This window comes from Flagellimonas alvinocaridis, from assembly GCF_965248585.1.
Taxonomy (GTDB): Bacteria; Bacteroidota; Bacteroidia; order Flavobacteriales; family Flavobacteriaceae; genus Flagellimonas; species Flagellimonas alvinocaridis.
In genome coordinates, this window is sequence record NZ_OZ252111.1 from 3,274,635 (window position 1) to 3,288,203 (window position 13,569).

Here is a 13,569-nt window from a genome sequence, read left to right on the forward strand (position 1 = left end):
TAAGATTCACACTAGTATAATCTTTATGCCTACAATAACAGCACTAGAAGTGCGCGACATCCGCTTCCCCACAAGCCAATCGTTGGATGGTTCGGATGCCATGAATCCTGACCCCGATTATTCGGCGGCTTATGTTATTCTTAAAACCGATCATCCAAAAAATCTTGAAGGCCATGGGCTCACTTTTACCATTGGTCGAGGTAACGAAATTTGCGCAGCTGCCATTAAAGCCATGTCCCACTTGGTAGTGGGTAAAAGCTTGGAAAGTTTTACGGCCGACATGGGGGAATTTTGGAAAATGGTCACAGGCGACAGTCAATTGAGATGGTTGGGGCCGGAAAAAGGTGTTATCCATTTGGCAACAGGGGCCTTGGTCAATGCCGTTTGGGACCTGTATGCAAAAATCGAAGGAAAACCACTTTGGAAACTCATAGCAGATATGAGCCCTGAAGAGCTGGTCTCCTGTATTGATTTTACATACGTCACTGATGTCATCACGCCCGAGGAAGCCCTTGAGATTCTTAAAGAGCAAGAATCCACCAAAAAAGAACGCATTGACGCCCTATTGAGCAACGGTTACCCTGCCTACACCACCTCAGCAGGTTGGTTGGGCTATTCCGATGAAAAAGTGAGACGCTTATGTCGTGAAGCCAAGGAAGAAGGCTTTACCCATATGAAGATGAAAGTAGGTTCCGACCTACAGGACGATATGCGTAGAGCCGCACTCATCCGGGAAGAAATTGGCAATGACCTTAAACTAATGATGGATGCCAATCAAAAATGGGATGTACAGGAAGCTATCGATAATATGGCCCAACTGAAAAAGTTCAACCCATATTGGATTGAAGAGCCCACAAGCCCAGATGATATTTTGGGACATGCAAAAATCGCCAAAGCCGTGGCCCCCATCAAAGTAGCCACGGGAGAACACTGTCAAAACCGGGTCATTTTTAAACAATTGATGCAAGCCGGGTCTTTTGAGATTTGTCAGATAGACAGCTGCAGGGTTGGTGGTGTCAATGAAAACTTGGCCATATTGCTCATGGCCGCCAAATTCAATATTCCCGTATGCCCCCATGCCGGCGGAGTGGGGCTGTGCGAGTATGTGCAGCACCTCTCCATGATAGACTACATCTGTATCAGTGGCAGCATGGAAGGCCGGGTAATCGAATATGTGGACCACCTCCACGAGCATTTTCTGGACCCAGTGGTCATCAAAAATGGGGCCTATATGCCCCCCAGCATGCCCGGATACAGCATCCAGATGAAAGAACAATCCTTGGAAGACCACGCCTTTCCCGATGGAAAAGTATGGAACACCCTTCAAACCTCAACGATATGAAACATCCAATAAAAATCTGTACTGCCCTGATTCTTTTTTGTAGCCTATTGCTCCAAGGCCAAGGCCAAAAAAACTATCAACCCTCTCTCGAGAACCTTGAGGCCAGGCAATGGTTCCAAGACGCCAAATTTGGATTATTCGTACACTGGGGGGTCTATAGCATTCTAGGGGACGGCGAATGGGTCATGAACAACCAGAACATTCCCGTTGACGCCTATGAGAAATTGCCCGCATTTTTCAATCCCATCGATTTTGATGCCGAAGAATGGGTTAAAATGGTAAAGGATGCCGGGATGAAATATATAACCATCACCAGCAGACACCATGACGGTTTTTCCATGTTCGATACCAAGGCTAGCGATTACAATATTGTGGACAGCACTCCCTATGGGAAAGATGTATTGAAGCAATTGGCCGATGCTTGCAAAAAAGAGGACATCAAACTATTTTTCTATTACTCTCTGTTGGATTGGAACCGGGACGATTACTATCCAAGGGGAAGAACAGGAACAGGCATTCCCGGGAGAGGAGAAGGAGAATGGAAAGACTATATTGAATTTATGAAGGCCCAGCTCACCGAGCTTTTGACCAATTATGGGGATATCGCCGGAATTTGGTTTGATGGTCATTGGGACCAAAAAGAATGGGACGGCAAGAAATTTGGAAAATTGAAGGTGGATTGGCACTATGATGAGATCTACAAATTGATCCATGACCTTCAGCCCCAATGCTTGATTGGGAACAACCACCACATTGCCCCTATTGAAGGAGAAGATTTTCAAATGTTCGAAAAAGACCTTCCCGGAAGAAATACCACAGGCTTTGGCACCTCGGAATCCGATATAGGCCAACTGCCGTTTGAAGTTTGTGAGACCATCAATGGATCGTGGGGTTTCAACCTTCAAGATAGAAAACATAAATCCGAAAAAGAGCTGGTACAGTACATTGTAAAAGCCGCCGGCTATGGCAGCAACCTATTACTGAACGTAGGACCAATGCCCAATGGGAAAATCCAAGACGAACACAAGGAATCCCTGAAACAAATGGGAGATTGGTTGCGTAAAAATGGAGAGACCATTTACGGGACCAAAGCGGGACCTTCGGGCCCAACCGATGAATATGCCACCACCCAAAAAGGGAAAACGATCTACGTACATCTGTTGCAGAACAAGGACGTGGTTTTTATTGAAGGATTCAACCAGCGAATCAAGCAAATAACCTATTACGGTACCCAGCAAAAAGTGACTCATGAACTCAACGATTATGGCCTGTTGCTGAAAATTTTGAAAGACCGACAAGACCCTATAGACACCATTATAGAAATTACCCTCAGGTGATCACCTATGGCAAACATATAACCATACTGCTGATACTGGCCTTACCTATGCTGGGCTGCAAAAAGACCGCACAGGAAAGCAGTCAAGTTGAGGTACACCCCAATATCATTTATGTCTTGGCGGATGATTTGGGTTATGGGGATATTGGGGCCTTTAACCCGCATGGAAAAATAAAGACCCCGGCCATAGATCAACTGGCCGCAGAGGGAATGAGGTTCACTGACGCCCATACCTCATCAGCGGTATGTACGCCAACCCGTTATGGCATTCTCACCGGTCGTTACAACTGGCGAAGCCCATTGAAAAGCGGTGTGCTCACCGGAGCTTCAAAAGCACTCATTCCAAAAGAAAGGACCACTGTGGCTTCTTTGCTCAAAAAGCAGGGCTACCACACCGCATTCATCGGAAAATGGCATTTGGGTTGGGACTGGGCACTTCAATCAACCGATAGTACTCTTGGGGAAGGATGGAACCACGAAGATTTCAATAACATCGATTTTTCCAAACCCGTTTCAAACGGCCCCAACACCCTTGGTTTTGATTATGCCTATGGTCATTCGGGCTCTTTGGACATGGCTCCCTATGTCTATGTTGAAAATGGGAAGGCCACCATGGTTCCGGACTCCATCACGGAAGATACCGGCAAATACACCTGGTGGCGCAAAGGTCCTACCTCCAAGGATTTTATCCATGAAGATGTGACCCCCAACTTTTTCAGAAAGTCTTTCGAGCATATCAAGGAAAGTGCCAACAAAGAAGAACCCTTCTTTTTATATCTGGCTTTGCCCTCACCGCATACGCCCATCCTTCCCACTAAGGAATGGCAGGGAAAGAGCGACATAAATCCCTATTCGGATTTTATGATGATGATCGATGATTATATGGGCCAACTGTCCCAAGTTTTAAAGGAAGCGGGGATTGAAGAGGAAACCATGGTCATCTTTACCAGCGACAATGGGTGTTCCCCCCAGGCGGATTTTGCGGTTTTAGCCGAAAAAGGACACGACCCCAGTTATGTGTTCCGAGGTCATAAAGCAGATATATATGAAGGAGGCCATCGGGTTCCCTTTATTGTAAAATGGCCTAAAAAAGTGCAGCCGGGTAGCTCTTCGGACCAAACCATCTGCACCACGGATTTCTTTGCCACTGCCGCAGAAATCACCGGGACTCAGCTTCAGGAAAATGAAGGCGAGGATAGTTTTTCCATGCTTCCTCTACTGTTGGATTCCTCCACATCCAGCTACGGACGTACTTCAACTGTCCATCATTCCATCAACGGAAGTTTTGCCTTGCGAAAAGGGAAATGGAAATTGATTTTCGCTCCGGGTTCCGGAGGATGGAGTTCTCCCAAACCAAATTCTGAGGAAGAGAAAGGCCTTCCGGCGTATCAATTGTATGACCAGACCACGGATATATCAGAACAAGAAAACCTTCAGGGAAAATATCCTGAGGTTGTGGAGGAACTAAAAATGGAGATGGCATCTTTGATCCGCAATGGACGAAGCACTCCGGGCCACACCCAATCCAATGAAATGCCTTTGAATGGGCAGGCGTGGATGCAGATAGCACAATTTACCGACGAGAACAGTTCGGCTTCAAACTAAAACCGATTATAGATGAGCGCATTCAATTTAAAAGGAAAAATAGCTTTGATCACCGGTGGCGCCAGTGGTATTGGAAAAGCCATTTCCCTAAAGTTTGCCGGAAATGGGGCTACGGTCCACCTCTTGGAATATAACAGTGAAGAAGGAGAGAAAACCGCCCAAGAAATACAGGATTTGGGAGGCACTGCCCATTTTCATCAATGCGATGTTTCCAATCACCAACAGGTAAAACAAGTGATCGACGGAATTCCCAAAGTGGACATTTTGGTCAACAATGCCGGGATAGCCCATGTGGGCAATATTGAAGGTACTTCGGAGGCCGATATGGACCGACTGTACCAAGTGAACATCAAAGGGGTCTACAACTGCATCCATGCTGTTATTGGTAAAATGAAGGAACAAGGCTCCGGGGTAATCCTGAACATGGCCTCAATCGCTTCATCAGTAGGTATTCCCGATAGGTTTGCCTATTCCATGACCAAGGGGGCCGTACTGACCATGACCTATTCCGTGGCAAAGGATTATGTGGAACAAGGCATCCGATGCAACTGCATATCACCAGCTCGGGTGCATACGCCTTTTGTGGATGGTTTCTTGGCCAAAAACTATCCGGGGAATGAAAAGGAAATGTTTGAAAAATTGTCCAAGACCCAACCCATTGGCCGTATGGGAAAACCAGAGGAAGTGGCCAATCTTGCCCTCTATCTATGTTCCGATGAAGCCTCGTTCATTACAGGCACGGATTTTCCCATTGATGGTGGATTTATCAAATTGAACGCCTAATACACAACAGCATGACCCAACTAAAAACTTTAGCTACCCTTTGTCTCTTGATGATTATCGGAGAACTTTTCGCCCAAGCCGTTTATGAAGATGAGCGTTACGTACCCGAGACCGACCCCTTGGTCCTAAAAAAACTGGACGAATGGCAAGATTTGAAATTCGGATTGCTGATGCACTGGGGACCCTACAGCCAGTGGGGCATTGTAGAATCTTGGTCTATCTGCCCGGAAGAATACGGCTGGTGTGAACGAAAAAAAGGTGACAATCCAGATAATTACTTTGCCTACAAGAAAGAATACGAAGGCCTTCAGACCACCTTCAATCCTGTAAAGTTCAACCCGGAAAAGTGGGCCAATGCTGCCAAGAACGCCGGGATGAAATATGTGGTGTTCACCACGAAGCACCACGATGGTTTCAGCATGTTCGATTCAAAATATACGGATTATAAAGTCACCGATTCCAAAACCCCATTCAGTACCCACCCCAAAGCGAATATCACCAAGGAAATTTTTAATGCGTTCCGTGGTGAAGGACTCTGGGCAGGGGCCTATTTCTCTAAACCGGATTGGCACCATCCCAGCTATTGGGACCCCTATTATCCGCCAAGGGATCGAAACGTAAACTATGAACCCGAAGCCAATCCTGAAAAATGGAATCAATTTATTGATTTCACCCACAACCAAATTTTGGAATTGCTCACGGATTATGGGAAAGTGGACATTTTATGGCTCGACGGCGGATGGGTGGCCAAGACCCCAAAATCCCAAATCAACAGCTGGTATGACCAACAATTGGTGAACAATGACAATGGCTATCTGAAGCACCGTATCGTAAACCAGGATATCCGAATGGACGAACTGGTGGAGAAAGCCCGGGAAAAACAACCTGGTCTCATTGTGGTGGACAGGGCCGTTCATGGAAAAAACCAAAACTACCTCACTCCCGAGAACCGGGTTCCCGAAAAAGCATTGCCTTATCCATGGGAATCCTGCATCATTGCGGGGGGCGGATGGTCTTATGCCTTCAACGCGAAATACATGACCACAAACAAAGCGGTTCACACCTTGGTGGATATTGTCGCCAAGGGAGGTAACCTGTTGTTGAACATTGCCCCAAGTCCAGAAGGCGAATGGGACCAAGGCGCCTATGACCTGCTTCAAGGTATTGGGGATTGGATGGATATCAACAATGAGGCCATCTATGGTACTGAGGCCATTGCTCCATACAAGTTTGAGAAGGTATGCCTCACCTCCAAACCGGATGGAAGTCTGTACCTCATCTATCTAATGGACGAAAATGAGGAAGTGCTCCCGGACACCGTAGTGTTTAAAGACCTTCCAATGGAAAAAATTCGAAAAGCAACGATTTTGGGGGCCAATGGCAGGGTGAAATGGCAGAAAAATGGGGACAATACCGTCTTTACCATTCCATCTTCGGCCAAAACCAGCCTAAAGGGAACCGTTGCCTTTACAATCAAGTTAAAATAAAACACAAATAAAGAACACTTATCTATGAAACTGATACGATTTGGTGAAGAAGGAAAAGAGAAACCCGGTGTACAGACCGAAGATGGCAAATGGTTGGATGTTTCAGCCTTTGGCCAAGACTATAATGAGAAGTTTTTTGGGGGTGATGGGCTGTCCAGATTAGCAGATTGGCTGGAAAAAAATGGTTCCAATTGCCCAGAGGTTTCCAAGGAAACCCGTTTGGGTGCTCCATTGTGCAGACCGTCCAAAATGGTTTGTGTAGGACTCAATTATGCCAAACATGCTGCCGAAGGTGGCATGGCCGTACCCAAGGAACCTGTATTGTTCTTCAAGGCCACCTCGGCCATTGTGGGACCCAACGATGATTTGGTCATCCCCAAGAACAGTGAAAAGACCGATTGGGAAGTGGAACTTGCCATTGTCATCGGCAAAAAAGCATCCTATGTTTCCAAAGAACAGGCCCTGGACCACGTAGCGGGTTATGTATTGCACAACGATTACAGCGAACGCGCATTTCAGTTGGAACGTGAAGGTCAGTGGGTAAAAGGAAAAAGCTGTGACACCTTTGCTCCTCTTGGTCCCTTTATTGCCACTCCCAATGAAATCAAAGACCCTCATGCACTTCGCCTGTGGCTCAAGTTGAATGGGAAGATGATGCAGGACAGCAGCACTTCGGATTTCATCTTTGACATTCCAACACAGATCAGTTACATCAGTCAATTTATGACCCTGCTGCCCGGTGATGTCATCTCCACAGGAACTCCTTTTGGAGTGGGACTGGGCTTAAAGCCCCCTACTTACTTGAAACCGGGTGACGTAGTGGAATTGGGCATTGATGGACTGGGAAGTTCAACGCAAACGGCGAAAGCTTACGGACAATAATTATTTCAACAGTAAACATGAAAAAATGAAGTGGCCCAAACCAACATACACACTTTTAATCAGCACTTTAGTCTTTTTGGGATGTAAAGACACTCCCAAAGACCAAGTGGATATTTCTGTGCAAAAGCCCAACATCATTTTTCTGTTTACGGACGATCAAAGTTATCGCGACCTTCATGCCCTTGGCAATTCGGAGGTCCGCACCCCGGCCATGGACCAATTGGTGGCGGAAGGCACCACCTTTACCCATGCCTATAACATGGGCGGTTGGAACGGTGCCATCTGTGTGGCCTCAAGGGCAATGATCATCAGTGGACGGTCGGTTTGGCGCGCCCAAGAGGTTTCCAAATCCTTTTCCCAAAACAAGGATTTCGACAAGACTTGGCCCCAGTTGCTGAAAACGGTGGGCTATGAAACCTATATGACGGGCAAGTGGCATATCTCTGCCCCTGCCGATAGTATTTTCGACCACGTGGCACGTTCGCTCCGGGGCATGCCCTTTGATACCCCGGAAGGTTACAATAGACCGCTAAGTGTAAACGACACCCTTTGGCAACCATGGGATACGGATAGAGGAGGATACTGGCAAGGCGGAAAGCATTGGTCCGAACTGGTTCGGGACGATGCCCTTGGTTTTATTGACACGGCGGCCAATGCTGATGAACCTTTTTTCATGTACATCGCCTTTAATGCTCCGCATGACCCGCGACAATCGCCCCGGGAATACGTGGAAAGTTATGATGTTGAGGATATTGCCCTTCCCGAGTCGTTTTTACCCAAATACCCCTATGCAGAAGCCATGGGAGCAGGTCCAAACCTACGGGATGAAAAACTGGCCCCTTTTCCACGTACCGAGTATGCCATTAAAAAGAACCGTCAGGAATACTACGCCATCACCACCCATCTGGATGACCAAATTGCCATGATCCTTTCCAAACTGAAAGAAAAAGGGCTCGACAAAAACACCTACATCTTTTTCACGGCCGACCACGGGCTTTCTGTGGGTGAACACGGCCTATTGGGAAAACAGAATATGTACGACCACAGTGTACGGGTACCCTTGATGGTATTGGGCCCAGACATTCCCAAAGGGAAAAAGGTGGAAAACGACGTATATCTGCAGGACATTATGGCCACAACCTTGCAATTGGCGGGAGTTGAAAAACCCGATTATGTTGAGTTCAGCAGTTTGTTACCCCAAATCAATCAGGACACCGAAGGGCTGGCAGAGGTATATGGATGTTATGAAAAAGGGTCTCAACGTATGATCCGCAAAGATGGTTGGAAACTCATTGTTTACCCACGGGCCGCAAAGCTGCGCTTGTATGACCTGACAAACGACCCCAATGAGTTGATGGATGTATCGGAACATCCAGACCAACAGGAAAAGGTGAAGGCATTATTTACCGACTTGGTAAAACTCCAACAAAAAATGGGCGACACCTTGCAACTTGATTCAGACACATATCCACAAACCAAGGAAATGAAAACACTATAAGATCGGAGCGGATGAAAATTGACAGCCATCAACATTTTTGGAGATATAACCCTAGCAGTCATGCTTGGATAGATTCCACCATGGGAGTCCTTAAAAAGGACTTTTTGCCCGAGGATTTGGAACCCTTGCTCCAAAACCATGAATTGGACGGTTGTGTTGCCGTACAGGCCGATCAATCCGAAGCGGAAACCGATTTCCTGTTGAAATGCGCCGAGGAGCACCCCTTCATCAAGGGAGTGGTAGGCTGGTTGGATCTCTGTTCCGAAGATATCGAGGAAAAACTACAGGAATATTCAAAAAACCCTTTGTTGAAAGGCTTGCGACATGTTGTTCAAGATGAACCGGATGAGTATTTTATGCTTCGTCCAGAATTCTTGAGAGGCATTTCCCTTTTGGAAAAATATGGGCTTACGTACGACATCCTTATATTCCCAAAACATTTATCCTCTGCCTTGGAACTCGTAAAATTGTTTCCCAACCAACCTTTTGTAGTGGACCATATTGCCAAACCCAAGATCAATGGCAAAATAGAACCCTGTTGGGAACACTACATGAACCAACTTGGCCAACAAGACCATGTATATTGCAAGGCTTCCGGCATGGTCACCGAGGCCAAATGGGGCAAATGGTCCAAAAGTGATTTCATCCCCTATTTAGATGTGGTGTTCCAGTCCTTTGGCGCTGAGCGAATCATGTTTGGTTCGGATTGGCCCGTTTGTCTGCTTTCGGCCGAATACAAGCAGGTAAATTGTATTTTGACCCAATATCTGACCAAATATCCGAGAGAGTCTCGAAAGCAGGTCATGGGATTAACCGCTGAAAAGTTTTATAAGCTATGATGACCAAATGCTCTTCTTTTGTTCCGAAGAACCCCATCCCATTAAAATTGACAATGGGGCTGCTTTTCATTTTGACTGGTGTCCTATCCGGCTTGAATGCTCAGGATTCCAAAGATATTTTATGGTATTCCAATCCCGCTGAAGAATGGATGCAGGCCCTTCCCATTGGTAACGGCCGTTTGGGGGCCATGGTTTTTGGAGACCCTCTCAAGGAGCGCCTTCAACTGAACGAGGATTCCATGTGGGCCGGAGGACCCGATTGGGAAGACGCGCAAGGAACTCCCGAAGACCTCGAAATGTTGCGGCAATTGTTGCAAGAAGGTAAAACTGCGGAAGTAGATAGTTTGATCGTTGAGAAATTCTCCAACAAGACCGTCCTACGCTCCCACCAAACCATGGGCGACCTTTTCATTGATTTTAAAGAAAAAGGGGAAATCACCAATTACCGGAGGGAATTGGACCTCAACCAAGCATTGGCCTCTACCTCTTACACCCTTAATGGCAACCATTACACCCAAAAGGTGTTTGCCTCCCAACCCGACGATGCCATGGTGATGGAGCTCACCACCACCTCCCCGAAAGGGTTGAACCTGGAACTTTCCCTCAGCAGACCTGAGGATCATGGCAAAGCCACAGTGCATGTTTCCAACCCTTCCCAAAATCAAATCAGTATGTCGGGTCAAGTGACCCAATATGGCGGAAAGCGGTTCTCCAAACCCTTGCCCATTGATCACGGAGTACGTTTTGAGGTACGACTTCAGGTGGTGACCCCTGATGGAAAAATCACCGCCAAAGATGGCAAGGTTTCTATAAAAGGAGCCCAAAAAGCCCTGATTTTTATTGTGGGCAATACCTCTTTCTATCACGGTGACCATTTTGCTGAAAAAAATGACGAGACCCTTTCCAAAATCACGCAGAAGTCGTTTACATCGCTTTTGGAACAACATGTTTCGGATTACCAAAAACTTTACGACAGGGTGAGTTTTGAGTTGGGAGAAGATAATTTAAACCACATTCCTACCGATGAGCGCTTAAAGCGCTGTAAGGATGGAAGTACAGATTTGGGGTTGCAATCCCTGCTCTTTCAATATGGAAGGTACTTGTTGATTTCCTCTTCGCGACCCAACACCAATCCGGCCAATCTGCAGGGAATTTGGAACGAACATCTTGAAGCACCTTGGAATGCCGATTACCACCTCAACATCAACCTGCAAATGAATTATTGGCCCGCGGAGGTCACCAATCTGAGCGAACTCCATCAACCTTTTTTCAATCTTATCGATAGAGTATTGGAACGAGGAAGAAAAACCGCCAAGGAACAATACGGCATTGACCGGGGCACTATGGCCCACCATACCACAGACCTTTGGGCAACCCCATTTATGCGGGCCGAAAGAGCCTATTGGGGATCGTGGATCCATGGGGGCGGATGGTGTGCCCAACATTATTGGGAACATTATCAATTCACCCAAGACAAGGATTTTTTACGTGATAGGGCCTATCCTGTCCTTAAGGACATTGCTTCCTTTTATCTGGATTGGTTGACATGGGACCCCAAAAGCAAAAAATGGATTTCCACTCCGGAAACTTCCCCGGAAAATTCCTATTACAACCCAAACGGCAAATCGGCCGCGGTTTCCATGGGGAGTGCCATGGGGCATCAAATTATTGGGGAAGTGTTCGATAATTTCTTGGAAACGGCCCAGATTTTGAATATCCAAGATGGGCTTGTGGAAGAGGTGAAAACCAAGAGAGCTGCACTACATCCCGGTGTGATCGTTGGAAAGGATGGACGCATCTTGGAATGGAACGAACCCTATGATGAACCTGAAAAAGGACATCGGCACATGTCCCACCTCTATGCTCTTCACCCTGGGGACGACATTACAGAAAACAATCCCGAAGCTTTTGCCGCTGCGCAAAAAACCATCGATTACCGATTGGAACATGGTGGTGCAGGAACCGGCTGGAGTCGCGTCTGGATGATCAATTTGAATGCCCGCTTGTTGGATGGTGCCTCGGCTGGGGAAAACATCCAAAAATTCTTTGAGGTCTCTTTGGCAAACAATATGTTCGATATGCACCCCCCTTTCCAGATTGACGGGAATTTTGGATATACCGCCGGGGTAGCGGAACTGCTGATCCAATCGCACGAAGGTTTTATTCGATTGTTGCCCGCCCTACCTCCCAACTGGAAGGGCGGAAAAATAACAGGTCTAAAGGCCAGGGGAAATATTGAGGTGGACATGAGCTGGAAGAATGGTATCTTGGAGGAAGTTGCTTTTCGTTCCCCATCCGACACGAATATTACCATAAAATATGGCTCGTCCGTGGTTGACCTACCAATGAAGGCCAACGAAGAAATCAAGCTAAATACAAACCTTACAAAGACAAACGATTAAATGACCCCATATAAAATGACATCACCATTGCAAAAGAACATTATCCAGATAACCCTTAACAAGTTGACCCAATTAGGCCTTCTAACCTTGCTATTTTTGACATCACTTCCCGGACATGCACAGAACAATACACAACCGGAAGAAGAGAAGATGCAGTGGTTCCAAGATGCCAAACTGGGTATTTTTATCCATTGGGGCCTATATGCCGTAAACGGCATTGATGAGTCTTGGTCTTTTTTTAACGGGTATATTTCACACAACGATTACCTGAAACAGACCAACGGATTCACCGCCAAAAACTATGACCCAGTAGCTTGGGCCGACCTCATCAAAAAGAGTGGGGCGCGTTACTCGGTCATCACCTCAAAACACCACGATGGGTTTGCCCTTTGGGACAGCAAGTTTGGTGATTTTAACGCCAAAAAGGCTTCAGCCGCCAAAAGGGATGTGCTTTCCCCTTTTGTAAATGCCCTGAGAAAAGAAGGATTAAAAGTGGGCATCTATTATTCACTTCCGGACTGGTCCTATCAAGACTATACCCACCACACTAGGGACTCCATGCGGTATAAACCCGCGGATGACCCCAAGCGATGGAACACTTTTTTAAACTATTACCAAGGACAGCTCAAGGAACTTTCAAAAACCTACAATCCGGATCTATGGTGGTTTGACGGGGATTGGGAGCACAGTTCCGCGGAGTGGGAAGCCCCCAAGGTACGGCAAATGCTACTCGACCGAAATCCCGGCACCATCATCAATTCCAGATTACAGGGACATGGGGATTATGCCACTCCCGAACAGGGTATGCCCGTTACCCGCCCCAAAGAGAACTATTGGGAGCTCTGCATGACCATGAACAACTCGTGGGGGTATCAAAAAAATGATCATGACTATAAAAGTCTTGACCAATTGATCGGCATTTTTACCGATGTCATTTCATCGGGTGGAAACCTGTTGTTGGACATTGGCCCAAAAGGGGACGGTTCCATTCCCAAGGAACAGGAAGAACTATTGACTGGTTTGGGACGTTGGACCCAGAAGCACAAAGAGGCCATTTTTGATACAAGCGCGGGTATCCCAAAAGAACACTTTTATGGCCCCACTACGCTTTCAAAGGATAAAAGCATTCTATATCTGTTCGTAAAAGGAAATCCGAACGGGGAAATTGTACTCCGGGGAATAAAGAACAAAATCAACCGCATATGGGTGGTTGGCGATGGCACCAAGCTCTCCCACAAAGTGGTGGGAAAAATCTATTGGAGCCATTATCCGGGCATCAAATACATTCAAGTCCCCGATTATGTTTTGGATGAAAACATGACCGTTCTGGCCGTACTCTTGGATGGTAAAATAGACTTGTACCGCGAAGACGGTTCTGTAATTGAAAGCAACTAA

Annotated in this window: 10 protein-coding genes; all 10 read left to right on the forward strand. The window is 46.7% G+C overall.

What is annotated here, in order from left to right:
- Positions 1–25: 25 nt before the first annotated feature.
- The 10 genes from ACP14V_RS14675 to ACP14V_RS14720 are packed head-to-tail and all read left to right on the forward strand — an operon-like array spanning position 26 to position 13,569.
- Entirely contained in the window at positions 26–1,342 is a 1,317-nt protein-coding gene (locus ACP14V_RS14675; protein WP_272608743.1) for an L-fuconate dehydratase, read from the forward strand.
- On the forward strand, positions 1,339–2,679 hold the full coding sequence (locus ACP14V_RS14680; protein WP_272608744.1) for an alpha-L-fucosidase: 1,341 nt from the start codon (positions 1,339–1,341) through the stop codon (positions 2,677–2,679). Before ACP14V_RS14675 ends, ACP14V_RS14680 begins: the two co-directional genes overlap by 4 nt.
- Positions 2,676–4,283, forward strand: a complete 1,608-nt coding sequence (locus ACP14V_RS14685; protein WP_272608745.1) for a sulfatase family protein — start codon at positions 2,676–2,678, stop codon at positions 4,281–4,283. The genes ACP14V_RS14680 and ACP14V_RS14685 overlap by 4 nt, the downstream gene beginning before the upstream one ends.
- A 12-nt stretch (positions 4,284–4,295) precedes the next feature.
- Positions 4,296–5,066, forward strand: a complete 771-nt coding sequence (locus ACP14V_RS14690) for an SDR family NAD(P)-dependent oxidoreductase (RefSeq protein WP_272608746.1) — start codon at positions 4,296–4,298, stop codon at positions 5,064–5,066.
- A gap of 11 nt (positions 5,067–5,077) precedes the next feature.
- Positions 5,078–6,553: an alpha-L-fucosidase gene (locus tag ACP14V_RS14695; RefSeq protein ID WP_272608747.1), complete on the forward strand. Its 1,476-nt coding sequence runs from the start codon at positions 5,078–5,080 to the stop codon at positions 6,551–6,553.
- A 24-nt stretch (positions 6,554–6,577) separates the two neighbouring features.
- The gene (locus ACP14V_RS14700) at positions 6,578–7,435 is read left to right on the forward strand and encodes a fumarylacetoacetate hydrolase family protein (RefSeq protein ID WP_272608748.1); all 858 of its coding nucleotides are present in this window, start codon (positions 6,578–6,580) and stop codon (positions 7,433–7,435) included.
- Positions 7,389–8,933 carry a sulfatase-like hydrolase/transferase gene (locus tag ACP14V_RS14705; RefSeq protein WP_424987569.1) on the forward strand — a complete coding sequence of 515 codons (1,545 nt, stop codon included), beginning with the start codon at positions 7,389–7,391 and terminating at the stop codon, positions 8,931–8,933. The genes ACP14V_RS14700 and ACP14V_RS14705 overlap by 47 nt, the downstream gene beginning before the upstream one ends.
- An 11-nt stretch (positions 8,934–8,944) precedes the next feature.
- On the forward strand, positions 8,945–9,772 hold the full coding sequence (locus tag ACP14V_RS14710) for an amidohydrolase family protein (protein WP_272608750.1): 828 nt from the start codon (positions 8,945–8,947) through the stop codon (positions 9,770–9,772).
- 53 nt (positions 9,773–9,825) lie between these two features.
- Positions 9,826–12,174 (forward strand): glycoside hydrolase family 95 protein, encoded by a 2,349-nt coding sequence (locus ACP14V_RS14715; protein ID WP_272608751.1) that lies wholly within the window; start codon positions 9,826–9,828, stop codon positions 12,172–12,174.
- Positions 12,175–13,569, forward strand: coding sequence for an alpha-L-fucosidase (locus ACP14V_RS14720; protein ID WP_272608752.1), 1,395 nt, complete (start codon positions 12,175–12,177; stop codon positions 13,567–13,569).